General features: G+C 38.2%; 25 protein-coding genes. 13 read left to right on the forward strand and 12 right to left on the reverse strand.

Annotation, left to right across the window (positions count from 1 at the left end; all coding sequences use genetic code 11):
• Positions 1-55: 55 nt before the first annotated feature.
• From V7124_RS12010 to V7124_RS12030, 5 genes are all read left to right on the forward strand, one after another.
• Positions 56-325: an iron-sulfur cluster biosynthesis gene (locus V7124_RS12010; protein ID WP_335489289.1), complete on the forward strand. Its 270-nt coding sequence runs from the start codon at positions 56-58 to the stop codon at positions 323-325.
• 184 nt (positions 326-509) lie between these two features.
• On the forward strand, positions 510-1,295 hold the full coding sequence (locus V7124_RS12015) for an IclR family transcriptional regulator (protein ID WP_335489292.1): 786 nt from the start codon (positions 510-512) through the stop codon (positions 1,293-1,295).
• Between the two features lie 34 nt (positions 1,296-1,329).
• Entirely contained in the window at positions 1,330-2,217 is an 888-nt protein-coding gene (locus tag V7124_RS12020; RefSeq protein WP_335408707.1) for an acetaldehyde dehydrogenase (acetylating), read from the forward strand.
• Positions 2,218-2,239: 22 nt separating this feature from the next.
• Positions 2,240-3,256: a 4-hydroxy-2-oxovalerate aldolase gene (dmpG, locus tag V7124_RS12025; protein WP_335408709.1), complete on the forward strand. Its 1,017-nt coding sequence runs from the start codon at positions 2,240-2,242 to the stop codon at positions 3,254-3,256.
• Positions 3,257-3,430: 174 nt separating this feature from the next.
• Positions 3,431-4,840, forward strand: coding sequence for a GntP family permease (locus tag V7124_RS12030; protein WP_335489295.1), 1,410 nt, complete (start codon positions 3,431-3,433; stop codon positions 4,838-4,840).
• Between the two features lie 60 nt (positions 4,841-4,900).
• Here V7124_RS12030 and V7124_RS12035 read toward each other — a convergent pair whose 3' ends face one another.
• The 6 genes from V7124_RS12035 to V7124_RS12060 all read right to left on the reverse strand — a co-directional run bounded on the left by V7124_RS12035 (position 4,901) and on the right by V7124_RS12060 (position 11,279).
• Complete coding sequence (locus V7124_RS12035) at positions 4,901-5,977, reverse strand: Ger(x)C family spore germination protein (RefSeq protein ID WP_335489298.1); 1,077 nt, start codon at positions 5,975-5,977, stop codon at positions 4,901-4,903.
• Entirely contained in the window at positions 5,961-7,061 is a 1,101-nt protein-coding gene (locus V7124_RS12040) for a GerAB/ArcD/ProY family transporter (RefSeq protein WP_335489301.1), read from the reverse strand. The genes V7124_RS12035 and V7124_RS12040 overlap by 17 nt, the downstream gene beginning before the upstream one ends.
• A gap of 11 nt (positions 7,062-7,072) precedes the next feature.
• Positions 7,073-8,554 carry a spore germination protein gene (locus V7124_RS12045; protein WP_335489305.1) on the reverse strand — a complete coding sequence of 494 codons (1,482 nt, stop codon included), beginning with the start codon at positions 8,552-8,554 and terminating at the stop codon, positions 7,073-7,075.
• 174 nt (positions 8,555-8,728) lie between these two features.
• A complete protein-coding gene (locus tag V7124_RS12050; RefSeq protein WP_335489308.1) occupies positions 8,729-9,166 on the reverse strand; it encodes a MarR family winged helix-turn-helix transcriptional regulator in 438 nt (145 codons plus the stop codon).
• Between the two features lie 13 nt (positions 9,167-9,179).
• Entirely contained in the window at positions 9,180-9,656 is a 477-nt protein-coding gene (locus V7124_RS12055) for a glutathione peroxidase (protein ID WP_335489311.1), read from the reverse strand.
• A 132-nt stretch (positions 9,657-9,788) separates the two neighbouring features.
• A complete protein-coding gene (locus tag V7124_RS12060; protein WP_335489314.1) occupies positions 9,789-11,279 on the reverse strand; it encodes a peptide MFS transporter in 1,491 nt (496 codons plus the stop codon).
• Positions 11,280-11,597: 318 nt separating this feature from the next.
• On the opposite strand from V7124_RS12060, the gene V7124_RS12065 reads away from it, so the two are divergent.
• Positions 11,598-12,023 (forward strand): DUF4395 domain-containing protein, encoded by a 426-nt coding sequence (locus tag V7124_RS12065; protein ID WP_335408727.1) that lies wholly within the window; start codon positions 11,598-11,600, stop codon positions 12,021-12,023.
• Between the two features lie 44 nt (positions 12,024-12,067).
• On the opposite strand, the gene V7124_RS12070 is transcribed toward V7124_RS12065, so the two are convergent.
• On the reverse strand, positions 12,068-13,261 hold the full coding sequence (locus V7124_RS12070; RefSeq protein ID WP_335408729.1) for an MFS transporter: 1,194 nt from the start codon (positions 13,259-13,261) through the stop codon (positions 12,068-12,070).
• Between the two features lie 236 nt (positions 13,262-13,497).
• Here V7124_RS12070 and V7124_RS12075 point away from each other — a divergent pair, with 236 nt between their 5' ends.
• Positions 13,498-13,830 carry a nitrous oxide-stimulated promoter family protein gene (locus V7124_RS12075; protein WP_335408731.1) on the forward strand — a complete coding sequence of 111 codons (333 nt, stop codon included), beginning with the start codon at positions 13,498-13,500 and terminating at the stop codon, positions 13,828-13,830.
• A gap of 117 nt (positions 13,831-13,947) precedes the next feature.
• Entirely contained in the window at positions 13,948-14,172 is a 225-nt protein-coding gene (locus tag V7124_RS12080; protein WP_335408733.1) for a hypothetical protein, read from the forward strand.
• Positions 14,173-14,235: 63 nt separating this feature from the next.
• On the opposite strand, the gene V7124_RS12085 is transcribed toward V7124_RS12080, so the two are convergent.
• Positions 14,236-15,291 (reverse strand): potassium channel family protein, encoded by a 1,056-nt coding sequence (locus V7124_RS12085; RefSeq protein WP_335408735.1) that lies wholly within the window; start codon positions 15,289-15,291, stop codon positions 14,236-14,238.
• A 189-nt stretch (positions 15,292-15,480) separates the two neighbouring features.
• Between V7124_RS12085 and V7124_RS12090 the strand changes: the two genes are divergently transcribed.
• Complete coding sequence (locus V7124_RS12090) at positions 15,481-15,984, forward strand: shikimate kinase (RefSeq protein WP_335489451.1); 504 nt, start codon at positions 15,481-15,483, stop codon at positions 15,982-15,984.
• Between the two features lie 21 nt (positions 15,985-16,005).
• Positions 16,006-16,770: a type I 3-dehydroquinate dehydratase gene (aroD, locus tag V7124_RS12095; protein ID WP_335489316.1), complete on the forward strand. Its 765-nt coding sequence runs from the start codon at positions 16,006-16,008 to the stop codon at positions 16,768-16,770.
• Positions 16,771-16,815: 45 nt separating this feature from the next.
• Here the strand turns inward: aroD and V7124_RS12100 are convergent, their stop codons facing one another.
• Both V7124_RS12100 and V7124_RS12105 read right to left on the reverse strand, forming a co-directional pair.
• A complete protein-coding gene (locus V7124_RS12100) occupies positions 16,816-17,520 on the reverse strand; it encodes a Crp/Fnr family transcriptional regulator (protein WP_335489318.1) in 705 nt (234 codons plus the stop codon).
• 17 nt (positions 17,521-17,537) lie between these two features.
• Positions 17,538-17,762 (reverse strand): heavy-metal-associated domain-containing protein, encoded by a 225-nt coding sequence (locus tag V7124_RS12105; RefSeq protein WP_335419710.1) that lies wholly within the window; start codon positions 17,760-17,762, stop codon positions 17,538-17,540.
• 178 nt (positions 17,763-17,940) lie between these two features.
• On the opposite strand from V7124_RS12105, the gene V7124_RS12110 reads away from it, so the two are divergent.
• Positions 17,941-18,441 carry a hypothetical protein gene (locus tag V7124_RS12110; RefSeq protein ID WP_335489322.1) on the forward strand — a complete coding sequence of 167 codons (501 nt, stop codon included), beginning with the start codon at positions 17,941-17,943 and terminating at the stop codon, positions 18,439-18,441.
• A gap of 14 nt (positions 18,442-18,455) precedes the next feature.
• Complete coding sequence (locus V7124_RS12115) at positions 18,456-19,490, forward strand: DUF418 domain-containing protein (RefSeq protein ID WP_335489325.1); 1,035 nt, start codon at positions 18,456-18,458, stop codon at positions 19,488-19,490.
• Positions 19,491-19,770: 280 nt separating this feature from the next.
• On the opposite strand, the gene V7124_RS12120 is transcribed toward V7124_RS12115, so the two are convergent.
• Positions 19,771-21,618: an LTA synthase family protein gene (locus tag V7124_RS12120; protein ID WP_335489328.1), complete on the reverse strand. Its 1,848-nt coding sequence runs from the start codon at positions 21,616-21,618 to the stop codon at positions 19,771-19,773.
• Positions 21,619-21,812: 194 nt separating this feature from the next.
• Here V7124_RS12120 and V7124_RS12125 point away from each other — a divergent pair, with 194 nt between their 5' ends.
• Positions 21,813-23,075, forward strand: coding sequence for an MFS transporter (locus V7124_RS12125; RefSeq protein WP_335489331.1), 1,263 nt, complete (start codon positions 21,813-21,815; stop codon positions 23,073-23,075).
• A gap of 25 nt (positions 23,076-23,100) precedes the next feature.
• On the opposite strand, the gene V7124_RS12130 is transcribed toward V7124_RS12125, so the two are convergent.
• Entirely contained in the window at positions 23,101-24,870 is a 1,770-nt protein-coding gene (locus V7124_RS12130) for an ABC transporter ATP-binding protein (RefSeq protein WP_335489333.1), read from the reverse strand.
• Positions 24,871-24,887 lie beyond the last annotated feature (17 nt).

The following is a 24,887-nucleotide window of genomic DNA, read 5'->3' on the forward strand; positions in this document are numbered from 1 at the left end:
TGGAGCGCAAATCAACAGCCTATTTTAACAGCCAAAATTAAAAGGGCGGGATAAAGTGTTTATTCTATCAGAAGAAGCAAAAGGAGAAATAAAGAAACGGCTGGAATTATTTAATTCAGGTAAGTTTATCCGTTTACAAATGCGCAAAAGTTGTTTTATGAAAGTGAAATTGACAGTGGAAGAGTCAATCTTGCCAAATGATAGTGAGATAGTAAAAGAGGATTTAAATTTCATCATTGACAATGGCGAGTGCCATTATTTTCGTGGTAAAAAACTAGACTTTATTCCAGATCAAACAGGTTTTAAACAGTTTGAAGTAATTTAATATTCAATAAAGAGCTCAATCTTAATGGTTGGACTCTTTTATTTTGCAATAGAAATTTAACGAAATTTTTTAATAATAATGAATTCAATTTGATTGACATAAAATAAGCAGCGAGTTAGTATAAAATTATCGATTAGATATTTACGAACGCCGTTCGACAATGGCGAATGAAAGAAGGAAGATAATGTCTGAACGCTTAATTCAATCGATTGAAAGGGCAGCGGATGTCCTTGAAGTGTTTTTGACCACAAGTCCAGAACTGAGTGTTAAAGAGATTAGTGAAAAGCTTCAACTATCAAAAAGTACCGTTCATGGAATTATAAAAACCTTGGAACATAGAGGGTACCTTGAACAAAATCCAGAGGACTTGAAGTATAAGCTAGGGATCAAACTTTTCAAATTAGGTAACTTCGTTAGTAAACATTTCGATATTGGAAACATTGCCAGACCGATAATTAGAGATTTAGCGAATGAATTAAATGAAACCGTTCACTTAGTTACATTACAGCGGGATGAAGTTGTTTATATTGAAAAAGTAGAAGGTCCAAGAGCTCTTACAATATACTCCCATATTGGAAAAAGAGCACCCGTCCACTGTACAGGTGTGGGTAAAGCAATACTTGCTCATTTAAGTGAAACAGAGGTTGATAAGCTATTATCGTCTGCTAGTTTAGAGGCGTTTACCGAGTACACTATGACAGATATGAATGAAATAAAGAAACATTTAGTTTCTGTTCGTGAAACTGGCTATGCTGTCGATGATGAAGAAATTGAGTTAGGACTTAAATGTATAGCTGCACCGATTTTTAATCATAAAGGAAATGTAATCGCTTCAATTAGCTGCGCAGCTCCTAAAATGAGACTGGATGAAGAAATGCTTCCTAAAGTAATAGCGGGGATTAAGAGAGCTGCATCTGAGATTTCAAAATCGTTAGGTTATAAAGCGATGCTTAATAAGAGGCCACAGTAAAAAAAATAAAGGTATTTATAGGAGGAGAATTATTTTGGCAAAAGTTAAAGTTGCTGTTCTTGGCTCAGGTAACATTGGTACAGATTTAATGATCAAACTTGGACGCTCTGAACTACTAGAGTTAACTGCGGTGATTGGGATTGATCCACAGTCAGACGGTTTACGCCGTGCAAAAGAAATGGGTTATGCAGGGGTAGATACTGGAATTGACGGTTTTCTAGCAGATCCAACATTAAAAGCTGATATTGTTTTTGACGCAACATCAGCAAAAGCTCATCTTTATAATGCAAAAGTGTTAAAGGAAGCAGGAATTAAGGTAATTGATATGACTCCTGCAGCGGTAGGACCATATGTGTGTGCTGCGGTTAATATTGACGAGCATTTAGAGAAGGATAATATCAATTTAATTACCTGTGGCGGGCAGGCGACTATTCCTATGGTCCATGCTGTAAATCGTGTAAGCCCAGTAGAATATGCTGAAATCGTGGCAACGATTTCTAGTAAAAGTGCGGGTCCTGGTACACGTGCGAATATCGATGAATTTACCGAAACCACTTCGCGTGCGATTGAAGTAGTTGGTGGGGCGAAAAAAGGGAAAGCAATCATGATTTTAAACCCTGCTGAACCGCCAATCATGATGCGTGATACGGTTTATACACTTGTAGAAGAAGGAAAAATGGACGAGGAAGGTATTCGAAAATCCATTGCTGAAATGACAGAAGTTGTTCAATCTTATGTTCCAGGCTACCAGCTTCGTACGGAACCTATTTTTGAAGGAAATAAAGTAACCATCTTTATTCAAGTAGAAGGTGCCGGTGATTACCTGCCAAAATATTCCGGAAACCTTGATATTATGACTGCTGCCGGTGTAAAAATTGCTGAAGAGTTTGCAAAAAATCTATTAAAGAAAGAAACCGTTTAAGCGGTAGAAAGGGGTAAATAACATGACAAACGAAAGAGATATTCTTATCACTGAGGTAGCTTTACGGGATGGAAGCCATGCGGTTTCTCACCAATTTACAGTGGATCAAGTGCTTAAAGTAGCAAAAGCTTTGAATGATGCAAATGTTCCATATTTTGAAGTGTCACATGGGGATGGATTAGCAGGATCTTCCTTACAATATGGTCTCTCGCGTACAAACGAAATGGAATTAATTGAAGCAGCAGTGTCTGTTGCCGATAAATCTAAAGTCGCTGTCCTATTATTACCAGGTATCGGAACGTTACATGATTTAAAAGAAGCCGCTAATTTAGGTGCAAAAATGGCACGTATTGCAACGCATGTTACGGAAGCAGACGTGGCACCGCAGCATATTGCTTATGCGAAGGAATTGGGAATGGAAACAGTAGGATTCCTAATGATGAACCATATGGCACCAGTTGATAAATTAGTTGAACAAGCTAAATTAATGGAAAGCTATGGAGCAGATACGGTTTATGTAGTTGATTCAGCCGGTTACCTGCTTCCAGGTCAAGTTCGTGAAAGAATCCGTGCACTAAAACAGTCTGTCGGGATTAATGTAGGTTTCCATGCTCATAACAATTTATCACTAGCGATGGCGAATACACTTGTTGCGATTGAAGAAGGCGCGACCCGTATTGATGGAAGTGTTCGTTGCCTAGGCGCAGGTGCCGGTAATACCCAAACAGAAGTACTTATCGCCGTTTGTGAACGAATGGGAATTAAAACAGGGGTAGATTTATATAAAATGATGGATTTAGCAGAAGACATTATTGCACCAATTTTACCAGTGCCGCAAGAAATTACGAAAGACAGCTTAACGCTTGGCTATGCGGGTGTTTACTCAAGCTTTGCACTGCATTCAAAACGTGCTGCAGAGAGATACGGTGTAGATTCACGTGATATTTTAATTGAATTAGGAAAACGTAGAGTAGTAGGCGGTCAAGAGGATATGATCGTGGAAGTTGCAGCAGAACTTGCTAAAAGTAAGAATCGCTAAAATCTGAGATTACTAGAGAACAGTGATGAAGGTGGGATTAATTTTCTTGCCTTCATCCTAAATAGATTAAATAATAGAGGAATTTTCTATCATGTCTGAAAGCGCTTTAAGGTCCTAACTCATAATGCTCCTTACCGTTGAAAAAGACATCCTAGAAATGTGGGGGAAACTATCATGGAATTAGTCATTATTCTATTAGCTCTTGGAATGTTGATGTTTGTCGCATACCGAGGTTTTACTGTAATCATCTTCGCACCAATTTGTGCATTATTTGCTGTACTTTTAACGGAACCCGGTTGGATTCTACCTTTTTACTCGAATGTATTTATGGGGAAAATGGTTGAATACATTCAGTTGTATTTTCCAATGTTCTTATTAGGAGCGATTTTTGGTAAAGTAGTAGAAATGTCAGGACTTGCTAAAACCATTGCTTCTACGATTGTTCAAGCTGTAGGGCAAAAAAGAGGAATGCTGGCAATCGTTATCCTTGCTGCTATTTTAACGTATAGTGGAGTTAGCTTAGTGGTGGTAGCATTCGCAGTCTATCCATTTGCTGCACATCTTTTCAGACAATCAAATATTCCAAAGCGTTTAATTCCAGGTACCATTGCGCTTGGTTCATTCACCTTTACCATGGACGCCTTGCCTGGTTCACCGCAAGTACAAAACGTCATTCCAACAACCTTCTTTAAAACAGATCTATATGCTGCACCTACGCTTGGGATTATCGGAGCCATTTTTATCTTCATACTTGGAATGTGGTATTTAAACTCTCGTCGTATTAAGGCAGAAAAAGCTGGAGAAGGTTATGACAGCTTCGGTACAATCAAAGAAGTCAATGAAGTAACCATTAATATGGATGAACAAGAAAGTATCGGAAATAAGATTTTTGCTTTTGTTCCAGTTGTATTAGTAGCAGTTTTAAACAAAACCTTAACATCAATTATACCGAAGTGGTATCCAAATGGTTTTGACTTCCAAGCGATTGGAATGAATTTTCCAAGTATTGAAACTTCCAAAGTGATTGGAATTTGGTCGGTTGAAATCGCACTTTTAGTCGGTATTATCGCAACTATTCTTTATAATCGTAAACCGGTATTGTTGAATTTTAAAGATGGAATGAAAGTCGGAGTAGCGGGTGCGCTGCTTGCGATTATGAACTCAGCAACAGAATATGGATTTGGAGCTGTTATTTCCAATTTACCTGGTTTTGGTATGGCAAGAGATGGAATTGCCAAAGTATTTGGTCATCCATTACTAAACGGAGCTGTAACCACCAACATTCTTTCTGCCATCTCTGGTTCGGCGTCTGCTGGTATTGCCATCACTCTTGGGATGATGTCTGAAAAGTATATTGAACTAGCAAATCAATTCGATATTCCACTTGAAGTTATGCACCGTGTTATCTCGATGGCTTCGGGTGGTATGGATACACTACCGCATAATGGAGCGGTTATTACCTTGCTAGCAATAACAGGTTTGACACATAAGCAGTCTTATCGTGATATTTTTGCTATTACGATTATTAAAACAATCGCAGCATTTTTCATCATTGCAGTTTATCTGTTAACAGGTATAGTTTAAGAAGACAATAATTAGCAAGTAGATTAAGTCTAATTTCAGACAAGTCTACTTGCTTTTTTGCTATTCGATTACACCTGATTCAGAGATGTTTACCTCTGGTTTTATCTTTACGACAAGTTCTGGATATTGATTTTCCCACCAATTTTTAAAATCAAAATTTCTAGTCTGTGTTTTGACGAAATGACCAAAGCCTATAGGATCAATTTCCTTTTCTTTAAAACGTTCTATCATACTAAGACATTCCCTCTCGACATCTTTTTCTAACTGCTCTTGTAATTTCTTCATTAATTTAGGTGTGAGTTCTTGACCGGTGAATTCATTGATGATTCCATCCACTTTAATATGAATGATGATTTCAGTTGGTTTTCTCTTAGATAATTTGAAATTATGAGATGAATGTATACTTCGGACGGCTGCTTCACCACCTTCTATCTTGACTCTGTGCAAGCCTTCGCTGTATTTGTCTACTAGTAACTTGAAGAAAAACATTTTCTCCGCTGCAATAAGATCAATCATTTTTCCATATTTAAGGAGGGCAATCCCGTTGATTTTTAGTGTATCTTTACGAATTTGTTTTAATTGTGGTAAGTAGGGTGTTTTTCCCTCTTGATAAAAATCAGCAAGAAATAGTTGGAGATTTGTTTTTGGCAGATCTTCATTTTTGATATTATGTTCCAATAAATTAGAGATGTACGTGGCATTACTCCTTATCCCATATTTTCCTGATAGTAATTCCTTCGTATCTCCATCTACCACCGCCAAATATAGACCAGACCCTACACCTGGGTCTCGTTGAAAGGGATCCACCAAAGGAAGAATTCCAACCTTTTCGGACAACGTCTTACTAAATAAGACGACCTCAAGACTTCCGGTTACGACGGGGTCAGCGGTTTGACGTTGAATTTCTTGCAGAATTGACTTTTTAATCTCCGCTTTTGCCGAGAAGGTTTTACTTTTTGGCGGCTGGTTAGGCAGGTAAACGGGGATCACAACTGTGCCAAGAATGTTTTTCTTATCAACATAGTCAAAGCTTATCCCTTCAATTAGACTAATATCATCTAATATTTCTTTCTTGACGCAGCCAATTAAACCAAAGACTAGGAATATAGAAACGATCCACTTAAGTTTGCCTCGCACGACTTTTCACCTTCTTTGCTATTAAGGTAGCTGCAAACAATAACGGAATGTAGATGAGGTTAAAGTAAAAACCTACCTTTGCTGTAAAATCCGTCAGTATATTAATTTGTTGTCTAGTTGATAACAAACTGGTTGCTATTAAACAAAAAATGGCAATGAAGAGAACTGACGTTTTTTGACGAATGGAAAAAAGCTGCTTGGCTATTCGACTTGCACACCACAAACAAATACATATATTGGGTAATATGATCAAAGCCCAGTTTGTAATTCCAATATATTCAAAGCGTTCCACGAAGGGCAATTTAATAATTTTCCACATTGTTAATGTTGGCCAGACGTTTTTTTGCAATTGTTCCTCCGAAAAATAGCCAAAGGATAGAATAGCTAAATAGATAAGAAGTATTATGGAAAAAAGTGCTCCAAAGTGAGCCCATTTTTTACTCTTCTCAGGATATTGTATAAACGGATAAAAAAATAATAAGGTTTCAAATCCTAAAAGGGTAAACGACATATTACGACTAGCAAGCAGTAACTCCTTTACCGAATGATCGAATATGGGAAGGAGATTGGTAAAATCAGCATTTGGAATGATAATAATAAACAATACAGCAATGTATAATGGTAATATTACTGAAAAAAAGGCAACCCCTGCGACCGTCCTAAAACCGCCAAACACAATATAGGTAACTAAAATTAGAAAGACAAGAGCAAACCAAAAAGTCCTTAGTTCCGGAAACATCCAAACCTGGACAATTTCTATATAGCCCCGCAGGATCGTAACGACATATAAACTAAAGTATAGAATGAAGATACTGCTAAGGAATTTTCCGATTTTTTTTCCAAGTACAAAGGTATGAATCGATGTCATGTCGCCGTTTGCTATTTCCAGCATTTTAAACATCATCCACAAAAGTATATGGATAACGATACCCGTGAGAATGATGGACATCCAAGCATCATAGCCTGCAGCTTTAGCAATGAATCTTTGAAATCCGAGAACACCTATCCCTGACTGCATGGTATGAATAAGAAAAAATACGAGAAAAGGTGAAATCTTTTTACTATCTGGAACATTAGAATTCATGATGGACACCTCTATTCTTCGATATCTTTCTTGTCCTTAGCAGGCTTTTTATGAAAACGATTGGGTTGCTGTGTATCAAGTAGGAATGGTCGTTTTCTTAGTTTATCAAAAGATAATCGTACAAAAGCATCTTTAAGGTCTTGAACCCTAGGAGGATATAATGGTTGCAAATATGGCCTTCCTAGTGATGTAAGACGAATAAGGTGGGTTAATAAAAAGCAAAAGCAGACAACTATTCCCAGCAGTCCCCAAACTTCCGCAAATAGTAAAAAAGGAAACCGTAGTAACCGAATCGTGTTGCCGATTCTGTAGACAGGGGTTGTAAAGGATGCTAGGGCTGCTAAGGCAATGAAAATTAATAGGATGTTGCTTGTTAGACCCGCTTCGACACTAGCTGTTCCAATAACAATCCCGCCTACGATACCAATAGTCTGACCGACCTTTGTCGGCAATCTAGCACCAGCTTCCCGTAAAAGTTCTATCGTTAATTCGAGAAATAAAGCTTCCAAGAAAGGGGGGAAGGGGATAGCTCTTCGGGAAGCTACTAAGGTACTCAATAAGTCTTGTGGTATTAATTCATAATGATAGCTAAGTGTTGCAACATATACCGGTGTAACCAAAACTGAAAATACAACCGCGAACAATCGTATCAATCGGAAAAAGGAAGATAGAATCCAGTTTAAATAATAATCCTCAAATGAGCTAAAAAACTCAACCAGTGTAGTCGGACCAATTAATGCATGTGGTGAACCATCAACAAAAATGGCGACTTTGCCCTCTGAAAGAATCGCAGAAATTCGGTCTGGTCGTTCCGTATCAAGGAGCTGTGGAAAAGGCGAATTTTGATTATCAGAAATTATTTGAACGATATAGGAGCTATCAGTAATTTCATCAAATTCTATGTCTTTAATTCGCTGTCGGACCGTATTTACATTTTCGGGATTTGTAATTCCATCAAGGTATAGAATCGCGACTTTCGTCTTAGAAAGGGTTCCAATCGTTACTTTTTCGATGATTAATTCTTTAACAGGAATCCTTTTTCTAATAAGATTTAAATTTTGATCGAGCGACTCCACAAACGATTCCTTAGGACCGATTACACTGAATTCCACTTCTGGAAGACTAATATTTCGACCGATTTCTTTTTTTGCTCCTAAAAAACAAAACTTGTTTTCTTTCCCGTTTATGGTTAAAAGGACTGAACCATTAAAAAGCTTTTGTTCAATTAGGGAGCTATCATCGGAAACATGTACGTCAGCCAATGGAATGATCTGTTTTACATCTTCTATTTGTTTAAAATGTTCTTCTAATAAATAAGGAAGGACACTTTCTTGGATAGTTTTTTCATCCACAAGAGTAGCGATAAATTTCAAAGAAAAAGTAATATTTGATTTTTTGTTTATATATTCAATACATTTAAAGTCATCGGATTTTCCTAAAAGCTTGTCCAGATTTGCCTTATCGATGTTTTTATTTTTTAAAAAGTTAAACATACTCTTGCTCCTTTTTGGGAGGGACTAATTTGTAGTGTTACCAATATTGGAAGATTTATGTTAGGGAGCTATGCTGCTATTTACGGAATAGCCTTTATTTTGGGGGAGGCGAAATGTCATCAATATCTGATAATGAGTGGAATCAAAAAAGAAGCTGTCCAAAGAATGGACAGCTTAAGAATTTCGTTGTTTCAATTTTTCCTGTAAGGCTGTTAATTGCTGCATTAATTGGTGGTATTCTTCAAACTCAATTTGGCAGGATTGAATGACTTTAGCGACTTTACTGGTAATGTTAGTCTTTTCCCTGTGTGCTTTTTCCTGTAAATATATATATACTTTTCTTTCGTCTACTTTGGAACGTTCTTTTCGGAGCCAGTCATTTGCAACCATTCGTGTGATCATTGGTGTCAATGTTCCAGTTCCTAAATTCAGTTGTTCTCCTAATTCCTTTACTGTTACTCCGTCATTCTCCCATAAGGCCAACAAGACTAAATATTGGGGGTAGGTTAAACCGAATGGCTGAAGAACGCTGGAATATAATTTAGTGAATTCACCTGCTGTTTCATAGACGGCAAAGCAAAGTTGGTTTTTTAACGTCATAAAATCGTTCATGCTGTTCACCTAATTATAATAATTTTTCTAAGTCATTCTCCATTTTTAATGGTTCAGTTGTTGGTGCATAGCGTTCGACAACCTGTCCGTTCTGGTTAACTAGGAACTTAGTGAAGTTCCATTTTATATTATTGGAAAGAAGCCCCTTTTTTTGTTTTTTCAAAAAGGCAAATAAAGGGTCAGTATTTTCACCATTTACATCAATCTTTGCAAAGATAGGGAAGCTTACTCCGTAATTTAATTGGCAAAATTGAGTAGTCTCATCAATATTACTGAATTCCTGATTAGCAAACTGATCACAAGGAAATCCTAGAATCTCCAAACCTTGGTCCTTATATTTTTCATATAGTTCTTGTAGACCTTTAAATTGAGGAGTCAATCCACATTTGCTGGCGGTATTAACAATAATTAATGGTTTGCCCTGGTATTCCTTTAGTGTTTTTTCTTCACCATTTGTCATTTTAACCGTGAAATCATATACCGTTGTCATTGAAATTCCTCCTATAAAATAGGTTTAATATTTTTTAGAACGGGTACGATTAAATCTTACACGATTTGAATTGAAATAACAAGTAAACAAAAAAACAGTATCCCATATAATGAGATACTGCTTTTTGCTAGATTAGCGTATACCTTTCATTAGGCCCTGAATTCTTGGAGACAGTGCATAAAGGATGATACTTAGTACGATGGCTGCTCCGCCGATGACGCCAAAGTACGCCATTTCATTCTCAGGTGAATAAAAAGTAACGATTTGGGCATTAAGTGCCTGAGCGGCAGCACTTGCTAAGAACCATAAACTCATCGTTTGTGCTGAGAAGGCTGCAGGGGCTAATTTTGTTGTTGCAGATAAACCAACTGGTGAAATACACAATTCACCAAATACGACAATTAAATAACTAAGCACAAGCCACATTGGGCTTACCAATGTACCTGTACCGCCAAAGTAAGCAGGTAAAAGGATAACTAGGAATGACAATCCAGCAAATAATAAAGCTAATGAGAACTTTTGAGGTATATTTGGCTGGCGCTTTCCTAACTTCACCCACATCCAAGCAAATACAGGCGCAAAGATAATAATAAATAACGGGTTTAAGGATTGGAACCATGCAGGTGAAATCGTCATTCCTGCAAACTCTAACTGTGTCCGTTTATCGGCATAATTCGCAAGAATCGTTGAGCCCTGCTCTTGAATGGACCAGAACATAACGGCTGCAATAAATAGCGGAATATATGCAATGATACGCGAACGTTCGACAGGGGTAGTCTTTGGACTGCGGTACATAACAATAAAATAAATAGTTGGAATTAATACACCAAGGATTGTAACGATGTTAATAAAACTCTTGAATGTAAGAATACCCCTTGGAATTAATACAGCACAAAGGACAACTAAAAGTGCGACACCCAATCCAATAAATGTGAAAGTTTTTTTCTTTTCGGTTTTTGATAGCGGGTTTGGAACATTGGTACCGGCAAGACCTAGATTTTTCTTCTTTGTTAAGACAAACATGACAAGTCCTGCGAACATACCGACAGCAGCAATTCCGAAGCCTAAGTGGAAACTATAACCCATGACACTTCCGACAATGATTGGCGATAAGAATCCGCCCAAGTTAATCGCCATATAGAAAATGGTAAACCCTGCATCACGACGGTCATCCGTTTCGCTGTACAGATCACCGACAACAGTGGAAACATTTGGCTTCAGCATACCTGTTCCGAGTACAATCAATACCATCGAAACAAAGAACAAGGCTACGCTACCGGGAATTGCTAGGGCAATATGCCCAAACATAATCAATATTCCACCATAAAAGACTGCCCTAGAGGTACCAAAAATTCGGTCCGCTAGCCAACCGCCAATAACTCCTGACATGTAAACAAGTGATCCGTAGATGGACATAATCGATAGGGCTAAGTTTTCATCAAGTCCTAATCCACCTTTTGAAACCTCATAATACATATAGTAGACAAGGATTGCTCTCATTCCATAATACGAGAAACGCTCCCAGAATTCTGTGAAGAAAAGAGTGGATAATCCCTTTGGATGTCCGAAGAATCCCGTTTGAGGAACACTATCCACAATTTTCTGTTTATTATAATTTGACATAATTCTACCTCCCTATATTATTTAATAATACTTTCGATTGTTTTCAATTGTCAAAAACTATTTTTGGAAAATAATATTGCAGTCGTTAGGATTGTTGATATGGCGGGAAAATTAATAGTATATAGGCAAAAAGAAAGTTTTTTGGAAATAATATGTATATTTTGATAACGTTGATTATTTTGATCAGGGTATGTAAATTTTAATACACAATTTATAAATGGGCCTGGTAATTAGAAAGATAACTATACAAACGTGCGGAAAAAAGGTAAACTTATCAATATATAAACCTATAAAACCAATAAGAAAGGTGGGTTTAAATTGGCTAATAAGGTACGTTCCATTCCAAGACCGCTTGTAAGAACAAACCAGTGGATCATTTTCATTAGCGCTGTATTAACAATGGTATTCGCTGAAGGCTGGTTTTTAATTGTACCCTTACTCGCAGGATTATCAGGAATTTTCTTTAAATATAACCCTATTATGAATTTTGCCAGGCTCTTTTTGAAGAAAAAGCCAGCAGAGTATATCCCGGAGGACTGGGAGCAGCAACAATTTAATCAAAAAATTGCGGTGTTCTGTTTAGCAGGGGGATTCATTGGATTCATGCTTGGCTGGGAGACAATGGGGTATGTATTCACTGCTATGGTAGCAACAGCCTCATTTGTAGCCATCTTAGGCTTTTGTATCGGCTGTTTTATACACTACCAGTGGAAGATGTATCAATACAAAAGAGCGAATCAATAGAAAAAACTGATGTGGACAGTGTCTACATCAGTTTTTTTGCCTTCTTATAAAACTGCTTTTGCTTTAAGTGAACGCTTTTGCCAAGTGAAGGTAATAAATAAAGTTACAATTAGTAATGCAAAACCTAATATAAACGGATAGGTAATTTTGATATCGTATAGCAGTCCTGCAAGTGTTGGACCTATTACGTTTCCAATACTCATATAAGCATTATTCATCCCCATTGCAAATCCTTGCTCATTCCCAGCAAGCTTTGAAATCAGCGTATTGAGAACGGGGCGAAGAATGGAGGTTGATAGGAAAATAAAAAGTGAGATTACAAAGAATAGTGCATAGCTGGAGGCGAAAAGTGAAAATAAAAAGCCAATAGCTGCAACAGCAATAAAAACATTCAACACTGACTTTTCTCCAAACCGATTTACAATTTTATCAACAACAAAAAGTTGAACAATCACACTTACCACACCGGTAGCTGTAACCATGATCGCAATATCTTTAGCCGTTGATTGGAATTGGTTGTCTAGGTATAATCCAATGACCGATTCATAGGCAATTAAGCCAAAGCTCATCACAAGTGTAATAATTAGAGGAATGAAATAGGGCATATTCACAGAGCGGGCAATTTTCTGAGCCATGGATTCATCCGGAAGTATTTCCGTTGCTGCACCAAATTGAGCCTCTGGTTTGCTTTCCTTAAGCAGGAGAATGGAAAACATTACAGATACAAGGGAAACAAATGCGGAGATTAAAATAGGAAATTTCAACCCGAATTCCGCTAAAAATCCACCGATTCCAGGGCCGACGACAATCCCAAGAGACATGGCTGCCGAAACTAAGCTGTTCCCCTTTGCACGTTGTTCAATGGTAGTGATATCAGCAATATAAGCAAAAATTGCTGGCACAAGCATTGCACAGCCAATTCCGCCAACTGCACGTGAAGCATAAAGTACCCAAATTGAATTAGAAGCATAAAAAATAAACATCGACAGGGTTAGACCCGCTAAACCATAGATAATCATCTTCCTACGGCCATATTGATCGGTCCATTTTCCAGCAATCGGAGAAAAGACGAACTGGGCACCGGCAAAGATAGCAATGAACAGCCCAGCAGCAGTTCCGCCTTGATTTATCGACTCTAAATAAGCAGGTAAAATGGGAATGATGATTCCAAAACTCCCAATGGCAATAAACATGTTGATCATCAACATGGTGATTTTCCTTTTTTGTTCTCTGTTCATTAAAAGCCACCTTTCTACAAAGGGTTATACACATGGTTGTGGTGCTATCCCTTTTTCACTGTTTACTATCATATATAGGTAGACAGGTTTTTGTCAAAGAGAAAGATTTTTCAAAGGATTTTGAGAGTGGAAATGTTAAAGAATTGTTGAAGTTAAGCGATTTTGGAAGTGTTTGTCTATGATATAGTTTTAGTAGAAATAATAATGGATATTCATGTGAAAGGGGTCAGCGGACGATGAAGAGGGAACTAAACATTGGTCCCAATGTTCTAAAGGAAAAGGAAATGGTCACCAAGATGATTGATCTGTATTGCCGAAAGAAACATCACCATCAACATGAGTTATGTAAAGAATGTCAGAACTTAAAAACCTACGCTTTGAGGAGACTTTCCCTTTGCCGTTTTGGGGAAGAGAAAAGCGCCTGCTCCAATTGTACGGTTCATTGTTACAAGCCAAATTATCGGACGAAGATGAAAGCAGTCATGCGATACTCTGGACCATGGATGATGTTGTATCACCCTGTTTATGCCGTGATGCACTTAATGAATAGGCCGAAAAAAGTAAAATAGCTGTTCTCTTGCATGGTAGTCAATCTTCCATGCGTTTATTTTTCCGATAATTCTGTATAAACTATTGCCGGGATTTGGTATTATTTAACTAAGGTATGTATATATGGAGGGGATCATATGACAGGAACAATCGCAGTTATTATGGTATTTTCAATTCCAATTATCGCAATTGTAACAGGCCATTTCCAGAAACAATCTAAAATCAAATACAAAATGATTGAAGGGGAACTAGAATTAGAAAAACTTAAACACCAAAACTATTTAATGGAAACCGAAAGAATGAGGCTTGAACTTGAGCAAATGAAACTGGAAGAGCCGAAGGATAAAATTAAGTTAGTTTAAAAAGTGAAAATATAGGATGAAACAACAAAAAAAGGTTCTATCAAAAAACGATAGGACCTATTTTTATTTTTTTGTCTTATGGTCTGGATTTATTTTAGTTAGAGCTGCTTTATCACAAATAACAAACAGCTGGGCGTCCTCAGGAATGGACTCATCGAGCTTTTGGTTGATGTGCAGATTTCCTCGATCTGCTACAAGGGTTGCCCCTTTATTTAAAAGGTCGTTAAAGGCGTCCCGGTAAGTTTTCCATGCTTCTTGTTTCGAAATTTCATACATGGATTCTTCATATTGACTGCTCATGAGTTCAGAATACATATTGGTAACCCCATGAGAGAATAACGAACGGACCGCTGCATGTGAAATCATTTCCTGTGTTGGAATAAATTCATCGACCTTCACTTGCTTGAATAACCGAATATGCTTCTGGTAGACAACCTCTGCTGTCACATGAATAGGCGTTTTTAGTTTCTCTTCCATTGATGTAATAGCTGTTGCAATCAACAATGTCTTACCATCGACAAGCAGCGGATCTTTGGTGACGAAGTTATCTTGAAGGTGCTGGTCTGCAAAGATAATAACTCCTTTAGCTTCCGGTAAATTCGCTTTGTAAAGTGTTTCTTCGTCGGTTGCATCACCGCGGACATAATACAATTGCTTCTCGACCATGGGAGCCTTTTCGAGTTCATCAATAATGACAATATCGATCGATTTATCCGATTTTAGGATTTCTTGGATAGCTAACTGTGACTTGTCGCTCCATCCAATTAGAATAATATGATTTTTCCCTGAATATTTCATTTCTCCACCAACCTTGAGTTTGTCAAACAGATAGACAATTTTTATCATTTTTCCTATAAACACACTCACAAGTCCAATTCCCGTTATGTAAAGGAATATGGTGAAGGCCTGACCCATTTGGGTGACGGGGGCATAATCTCCAAAACCAACCGTTGCGAGGGTTGTCAGCACCCAGTAAATGGCGGTTAGATAGGTGCCAAAGGTCTGTGGTTCAATGTATAAAATTATGTAGGCAGCAAATAAAACATACAAAATGAAAAGGGGGAAGAATATTCTATTTCGTAGCTTCGTTAAGTAGTATAGCAATTTTTTAAAAGGCATCCCCATAGGTTCTCCTAGCTTTTGCGTGATTGAATAAACTTATATTCCCAAAAACAGTCGGAAAATAATCATGATGGTTTTATCCTATTAGAAAGCTTATAATGGAAACAAAATTATTTGCCTGGGGAGATGTGGAATCCGTTGTCAAACAGTGCATTAAGAGAAAAGAATATTGTGTTTATCGGCTTTATGGGTGCTGGTAAAACGACGATTGGGAAGCTAGTAGCTAAAAAGCTTTATCGCGACTTTATTGATATTGATGAAGAAATTGAGAAAGAGTACAAGATGTCAATTCCAGAAATATTTGCTGAAATTGGCGAGCAGGCATTTCGCGAAAAAGAAAAAGAATTCATTCAAAACCTATGTCACTATAAACTAAAGATTATCTCGGTTGGAGGTGGAGCCTTCCTTCAAAAAGAAATCCGAGAGGTATGTCTCTCTTCTAGTATTGTGTTTTATCTAGATATTACTTGGGATGCTTGGAAGAAACGACTAGGTTTGATTATTGACAGCCGTCCGGTGCTGCAAGGGAAATCGATGGAAGAAATTGAAGAGTTATTTTATAAAAGAAAAGAAATCTACCAAAATAACTTTCACTCAAAGATTGAAATCAGTAATCAAGATTTAGATGAATTAGCTGAAACTATTGTCGAAACGCTAAAATTATCTTGGGAGCTGCATGACTCTAAGTAAGGATCGAGTGGAGGGGAGAAAATGAAAAAAACGGTTACGGTTAGAGGAATAACAATAGGAGAGGGCGCACCAAAAATATGTGTTCCTATGGTTGGAGGAACGATCGCTCAATTAATAGAAGAAGCGGAATTTCTACAAACAGTAGACTTAGATATTGTGGAGTGGCGTGTTGACTTTTTTGAGCATATGGAAGATTTGGAAAAAGTAAAAGAGGCGTTGACAGCCATTCGTTTGCTCTTAATGGATACACCACTTATTTTTACCTTCCGTAGTGCAAGAGAGGGCGGCGAAAAAGAAATTAGCACGTCATACTACTTTGAATTAAATCGGATAGTAGCTGAAAGTGGTCAAATTGATATCTTAGATGTGGAATTATTTAATGATGAGAAAAATATTAAAACACTCATTTCCACTGCACATAGAAACAATGTGTACGTAATTATTTCTAATCATGACTTCGAAAAAACGCCAGACATGGGTGAAATTGTGTCCCGGTTACGCAAGGCTCAAGCATTAGGCGGGGACCTACCAAAAATTGCGGTCATGCCAAAAAGCTCAACAGACGTATTGACGCTTTTAGAGGCTACTAATACCATGAACGAGCAATACGCTGACAGACCCATCATCACGATGTCGATGGCAGGGAAGGGAGTCATCAGCCGTTTAGCAGGTGAAGTTTTTGGGTCTGCGTTAACATTTGGTGCTGCCAAAAGAACTTCAGCGCCTGGGCAGGTGCCTGTCACCGAATTAAGGAAGGTATTGTCTCTTTTGCATGAAACTCTTTAGGAATAAAGTGAGCTTGACACTAAGTTGGTGTCAAGCTCTTGTTTATTACAGGGTATCTCTTAGTGCGTCAATATTTAATATGGTAATATTCCTCTGACCATTTAGGCTAATCCAGCCTCTGTCCTGGAAGGTTGAGAGTCTTCTGCTTAATGTTTCTTGTGAGATACCGATGAGGGAAGAGAGATCCTTTTTGCTCATGGGCAGGACAATGTTAATGGGTTTATCTCTTGTTTCCTCTTTTACTAGCTCGTTCAGGTAGCTGGCTACTCGTTTTTCAGCATCCTGAAGACTTAGCATTTCAATGGTTTTTTCGGCTTCATTCAATCTTCTTCCTAATTCCTCAAGGATTTTTAATGAGATGTTTGGGTGTGTGACTAAAAGTTCCTGCATATCACTACGGTGAATGGCACATATTTCTGTGTTAACCATGGCTTCTGCAAAATTGGCTGCCACTTCATTTGTGAACAAAGAGAGATCTCCCATGAAATCACCAGGTTCTAGTATGCGAAGAAGTTGTTCCTTGCCAAGCTCTGAAATCCGATAGATCTTTACGCGGCCTTTATGAATTATCAGCAATTTTTCAGCAAGGTCTCCAGGCTGGAAAATTATTTCTCCTTTTGAATAGGTTCTGGTCCTTGCCGATTGAACGATCTTTTGCATTTCTTCTGGTGATAAATGGTTGAAAATTGGCACCCTTGAGACACATGTTTTATAACTGTCACGTTCAGCGGGAAAATGGTTGCAATTCACCCTTATACTCTCCTCCTCTATCTTGTTAGTTTTTGAGATTTTGGCGGATAGCCTAGTTTACTTAATGTTTCTTCATAGTCCTCAATGCTTCCTTTTGTTTCATTGTATTGAATTTTTACCTTTTGTGCATTAAACAGGACCTTGACTTCTTCAATTCCATTTTGTTTAGATAATACCTTTTCGATTTTTTGGATACAGCTTGGACAAGAAAGATTTTCCATTTGAAAAATAACTTGAGTCATTATTTTTTTCCTCCTTTTGGTTTCTATACTCACATTATAACGAGAAGGGCTGCTAGAAACTTTGACGTAGGTCAACAATCATTCGCAAATGAATGAAAAATTGGATAAAATTTGATATAAGAAGATATATATATATTTATATATCCATCAGATAAAGCACTGAAAAGGAGGAAAAAGCTTGCATCATAGGCTTTGGATTGCAGTAAATAGTATTTTAATTACTTTTTCGATGATTTTTATCTGGTTTTTTCGCCCGCATGATAGCAGTTTAGTCATAACCGCACAGTTCTTGGCGCAAATCGCGATGTTTTTATTTTTGATTAATATCAATATGTATTTTATCTTTCTTGTTATTCGAAAAACATCCGTAAGGAAAGTAAAGATACGACTTGCGAAATTTTCACGAGTCATGATGAAATGGCACATAACCATTGCCCTCACCGCTACCACAATCATAACCGGTCATGCAGCCATCAACTTATATGAAATTGGTCCTGCTGTAGGGTTTGCGAACCTAAAACTAAGCAGTGGCTATCTAGCCATCTCCTTACTATTTGTTACACTGGTTGCAGGTTACAGGCGTCATAAAAAGGCTTCTGGTTTCCGTCGTAAATTCCATCTGACGACAGCAATGATCTTTTTCCTATTATTCCTTATCCATATGTTCATACCAATTTAATCGAGGTGTGGTTGATGAAGCCGATTGACAGTAATAACCGAATCGATGTTCTTGATTATTTACGGGGCTTTGCGCTGCTGGGGATCATTCTAGTTAATATCCTGCCGTTGCTGGCGGTTAAACTTCCGAACGCCGGCTCTTGGGATGCGGGCTATCAACGGTTTCTATTTTTATTTGTTGAAGGCAGATTTTATACACTTTTTTCCTTCTTATTCGGGGTAGGGTTCTACTTATTTATTTCAAGAGCGAATGCGAAAGGGAAAAACGGCTTTGTTTTATTTTTACGGAGGATTGCTGCATTATTTATCTTAGGCTGGTTCCATGTAAAGTTCCAGCCTGGGGAAGCCTTAACGGTTTATGCGGTTACGGGGCTGTTGTTACTCCCATTTTACAAAGTAAAGAAAGAAATTAATCTTGGTATTGGGTTAATCTTGCTTGTTTGGTTAAGTATCATGGCATTTAAACTGTTTTTGGTAGTACCGTTAATGCTGCTGGGGATTGCCGCTGGTCAATATCGGATATTTGAGGGGCTTTCAAAAAAGCTGAAAAAAGTAACCGTTTTTACTGGGGTGATGTTTTTATTGAGCTTGGCTGGATTAATCTATCAATACCGCCATGTTCCATCGATTCCCTTTGGGTTTTTTGAGGGAGGTGTAGATGAGCAGACTTATGAGTTTTTAAGTATCGGAATTACAATTGGACCCGCTATTTCGGCCTTATATGTTGGCTTGCTCATTCTGTTTTTGCAATTCCCGTTGGTACAAAAGCTATTATCTCCTTTAAAAAGCTATGGGAGGATGGCGTTAACCAACTATATTTTTCAGACTGTGTTTATCTATCTAGCAGGGTACGCGTTTAACTTGTTTGAGTCTATCTCTTATCTACAATCTCTTATTATCTGTTTACTAGTGTATGTAATCCAGTTAATCTTCAGTGTTGTGTGGCTTCGATACTTCCAATTCGGACCGCTGGAATGGATTTGGCGAGGACTTACCTACTTGGAAATACCGCCAATGAGGAAGCGAACTAAAGTTTTTTCTAAGATTTAAGCCATCTTCGCTTTTATGAGTACCCACTTTTTTGATATTAATGGAATTGTGGTCACTCATAGCCATGATGAGTGACCACTTTGACTGACTTTAATGGAATTGTGGTCACTCATAGCGATGATGAGTGACCGCTTTGACGACTTTAATAGAATTGTGGTCACTCATAGCGATGCTGAGCGTCTGCATTTCAGATTTATAAAATCATTCGACCACAGAGTACCCATATTGACTCTTCCCCCCAAAAAAAGGTCTAATCTCATAAAGATTAGGCCATCCCTTGCTATTCTTCTGTTTGTTCTTTACGAATATAATCCGAGTATTCCATCAGTAATAAGGTATTATCGATGCTTTTTTGTAAACCATTGGTATTCTTGGTTTTTTTCATTGTTTTTCGGTCATAGATGGAGGCGGGTAGCTTGGCGCTTGGTGCTGTGTAAAACGTTTTATCACTGATGAACGATCCTCCAGGGAGGTAATACCGCATCCCAAGCAGATTCTTTTTGTATTGGAACAAGTTATGCCCGACCATTTGTGTATCATGCTCAATACCTAGCAAGTTTAATAGAGTTGGCATGAGGTCAATTTGACCGCCAAGGTGCGAGTAAGTTTCACCAGTAAATAGTTCTGGAACAGCAAAGATAACGGGTACAATAAAGCGGTCTTGCATAGTATATTTATGGCCTAATACTTGTTTTAAAAGGACTTGATCATTCTCTGTAACAGGTGCACCATGAAGTCCGGAATGGTCCCCGTAAATAAGAATGACCGATTCATCATATATTCCTAATCTCTTTAAGTGATTGATAAACATGCCAATTTGTTCATCTGTATATCGAACGGATTGAAAATAGTTGCCGACATAGGTATCTTTAAAGTTATCAGGTAAGTCTAGAAACTCATATTCCTCGGGCATCTCAAACGGCGTATGACTCGTGAGCGTGATAATATTGGAATACATTCTGTCGTGTGTTCTTAACTGCCTTGGAAGTTGTTCTTTAACAAAGTTAAATAGCACTTCATCTGCAGGTCCAAAGCCAATTTCTTTCTCGTTCGGTATTTCATTACTCGTGTAAACATAATCAAATCCTAGTGCGGGGTATAATTTATCACGGCTCCAATAGGTAATATCATCAGCATGATAGGTCGCAGCACCGTAACCATTCTTTTTTAATGTCCTTACAAGAGAAGGGATTTCAGTCCCTTCAATCGTGTTAACCGTCGGATCCATGCCCTCCGGGTAAAGGGATGTATGCATTAACCATTCGGCATCTGAAGTATTACCCGCCCCGATTTGTTGGTAAACATTATCGAAATAGGCACTATCCTTTAACAGAGCATTTAAATTTGGCGTGATTTCTTGGCCATTTACTTTTTGATTGATGGTGAATTCCTGCAACGATTCCACTTGGATAATAAAAACATGGCGATTACTCGCGATTCCAAAGCTTTCTTGTTGTGCAGCAGGTACATAAGTATTGCCCTTAAGCTTTTCAAGTTCTTTTTCTGACAAACGCTCTTGGCTGGCAAGAGCCGTTCCAATACTGTTTTCGTATGCTTGAACGAACTGAGATTGGATATAGCCATGCTTTTTGGCAAAGTAGGATACATCAATCAACGGATAGCGAAAAGCGACCATGGTCATGATGAGCCCGACACACCCAAAACCAATTGCCCATCTTTTTGCAAAGGCAAACGATGTGGAATTCCTATTGAAAAACCAAATCAGTGGGAGGACTACAATGACATCTAAGAAGAATAAAAAATCATAAGGACTGCCAAGCAGGGCTACCGTGCCGCCAACAGAATTGGATTGATATATTTGTTTTACATCGTAATACGAAGGTACCGTTGAAAAATACCGGGTGTAATAGACGACGACAATAAAAAGTACCGACAGGATAAAGTTGTAAAACCAAATAGCCAGCCAGGTTCTTTTTTTAAACAACATAATATTGAAAGTTAGTAACAGTGCCCACATCGGAAGCTCAACGAATAATACATGGAAAAATGATGTATTTTCAAATACGGCAACTTGAAAGGCATAAATTTTAATAAACAAAACGGCCAAAATCAATACGACGGGATGGAGGAAATGGTCTTTTACTGAAATCCCCCAATGATTTTTCATAGTACAACACCTCTAAAAAACTCTTCTCTCATTAACTTATCAAATCTACTATGACTATATCAACTATAATGGTAAATAGATTGTAAATTTTCTAAAAAATGACAAGGGCATACTGAAATAAATTTTCCAATATGATATGATTATGCAGAATTTTGGCAAAAATAACTATATAAATGTTTAACGGGAGGAATACAATGAAGGGTAACAACGAGGGCGCGGCAGCCATTTCTACAGGAAATATCTTTGCAAATCGAATTGTTTTGGCAATTATGAGCTCAAACTTTTTACTTCAACTGGGCATTTGGATACGAAATTTTGCAATTTTACTGTATGTTACTGATATTACCAATAACAATCCACTATATGTTTCATTGATTTCTGTCGTGGAATTTACTCCAATATTTATCTTTTCATTTATTGGAGGAACTTTTGCCGATCGCTGGAAGCCTAAACTTACAATGGTATGGTGCGACCTGTTGTCTGCGCTATCGATTGGATTGGTGCTGTTAGCACTACTGTTTGGATCCTGGCAGGCAATCTTCTTGGCAACACTTGTCTCAGCTATTCTATCACAATTTTCAATGCCTTCTGCCATGAAATTATTAAAGCAGCATGTACCAGGCGAACAATTACAATCGGTTATGGCGATGTTTCAATCATTGATGGCCATCTTTATGGTTATTGGTCCTGTTATTGGAACCCTTGTTTATCAAAAGTTTGGTATTTACGTTTCTATCGGAGTCATGGGTGCCATGTTTTTACTGTCTGGACTCGTGCTTATGGTTCTTCCTCGTGATTTGGAAAAGGAAAAAACCGATGTTCCGAATAACTTTAAGAAAGAGCTGGCAGATGGGTTCCGCTATGTGACATCTAGTAAGATATTGAAATCAATGGGTGGTATTTTTGCTGCATGCGGTTTGGCTGTCGGGTTGATTTCACCATTAATGATTTTTGTAACGATGGAAAACCTCGGGTTGCCAAAGGAATCTATGCAATGGCTGTTAATGGCCAATGGTATTGGGATGTTGGCTGGCGGCGGTATCGTGATGGCCTTTTCTAAAAAAATCTCTCCGCAAAAGCTTCTTGCTCTCGGAATCTTCGCAAGTACGGTGTTTACGGTCGGGGTTGGCTGGTCAACAAGCTTTATCGTAACGCTCGTATTACAAGTATTGAACGGTATTTTCTTCCCATGTATCCATATTGGGATTAATACAATTATCCTTAAATATACCGAGGAAGCATTTATTGGGCGTGTTAACGGTGTCCTCAATCCGCTGTTTATGGGGATGATGGTGATTGGGATGTCGGTGGCAGGTGTTTTAAAAATACCACTTACAATCTCCGGTGTTTATACCTTTTCAGGGATATTATTCCTGATTGGAGCCTTCCTAGTCGTTCCACTTTTCAAAGTAAAGGATGGAGGCCCGGCTCTCCCGATAGCAGAGAAACAGCCTTAGGTTTAAAGAAAAAGGTGCATTAAGCTCAGCTTAACGCACCTTTTTGAATTTCTATGTCTCCGCTAGTTAATTGCTGCTCTGCGAATTCCCGGTATAAGTCATGTGATTGTGTTAGTTCGTGATGGGTTCCGATGCCTGTGACTTTTCCTTTTTCGATAAAAATGATTTTGTCGGCATCGACAATGGTTGATAAGCGGTGGGCGATTACAAAGGTGGTTCTGCCTTCCATTAATCGTGATAATGCTTGCTGGACAATCCCTTCTGATTGGCTGTCCAAGCTTGCGGTTGCTTCATCCATCATTAATATTTGGGGATCTCGTAAAAAAGCCCTTGCAATCGCAATCCGCTGTCTTTGCCCGCCAGAAAGTTTTACCCCGCGTTCGCCAACCTCTGTATCCAATCCTTCTGAAAAGGAACGGATAAATTCATCGGCATAGGCCATCCCTGCTACTTTCCAAAGATGTTCGTCAGAGATTGATTCTCTGTTTGGCAAGCCATAACATAAATTTTCACGAATCGTTCCAGCCATCATTGCACTTTCCTGTGAAACATAACCAATCTGACTACGCCAAGATTCGATTGATAAATCAGTGATGGGGATATCGCCAACGATTATTTGTCCCGAAGTTGGTTCATAATAGCGTTCAAGTAAACCAAACATCGTGGTTTTTCCGCCGCCACTTGGTCCAGCAAAAGCAATCATTTCTCCAGGCAGTGCTTCAAAGGAAACCTTACCAAGGACAGGCTCATCCTCACTGTATGCAAAAGAAACATCCCTTACATAAATAGGCTTATTGGTAATATCCATTTCCAACCCTTCCTGCCCTTCTTCTAAAGGCAGTTCTAAAATATCAATAATCCTTTCAGTTGCACCTTTTGCCTTTTGCAGCTGAGTAAAAAACATCGCGAAACTGGTGATTGGAAAAATAATTTGGAAAAGGTAGAGCAGGAAGGCAACAAGTGACCCAGTTGACATCGTTCCATTGGCAACCCGCATGCCACCGTACCCAATAATCATCACAATCACGATCATGACGACCAAGTACATGAATGGAGCAATTAATGCGGTTATGCGTGCTTCTTTAAGACCGAAGCCGAGTAATTTTTCAATACCGGATAATCCTTTTGTTTCTTCATGATGTTCAGCGGTAGAGGCTTTCATTAAACGTATTTCACTAAGTGTCTGTTGGATAATTCCTGTAAAAGCTGCTGTTTCATCCTGTAAACCGCGGGAGATTTTTGCCATTTTCCTTCCTAATGGCATCATAATAATAAAGGTAAGAGGAACAGATATTAACATTAGTAAGGTCATTTTCCAATCCATGATCAGGAGTATGGTAATGGCGCCGATAATGGAGATAATACCTGTAATGAATTGTGGGAAGTGATTTGAAATTAACTCACGGACAATACTCGTATCATTGATGACACGACTGACGGTTTCACCACTGGATTGTTTATCAAAATAACTTACAGGTAAACGAATTAATTTGACCCACATCCTTTCACGGAGCCGGGCGACAATCTTTTGACCTACAAAGCTAAGCAGGTAAATCGATACCCCGTTGATGATCGCTTGAAAAATAAAAGCCGCCCCAATGCCAATCATAAGCGGAACACTTAAGGCGGACACCGAAAAACCATCCACTAAGTTTTTGGTTAATACAGGAACAAGGAGACCTGCAAGGGTTGTTATTAGACTTGCTGTTAGACCTATAATAAGTGCAAGCTTTGGAATTTTAGTTGATAAAATAAGAGAGACAAAAGGCTTTAAGCCATTTTGCTTATTGTCCATATGTACGACTCCAATCC

Origin of the sequence: Neobacillus niacini, from assembly GCF_036961885.1 — a bacterium.
Classification (GTDB): Bacteria; Bacillota; Bacilli; order Bacillales; family Cytobacillaceae; genus Neobacillus; species Neobacillus niacini_H.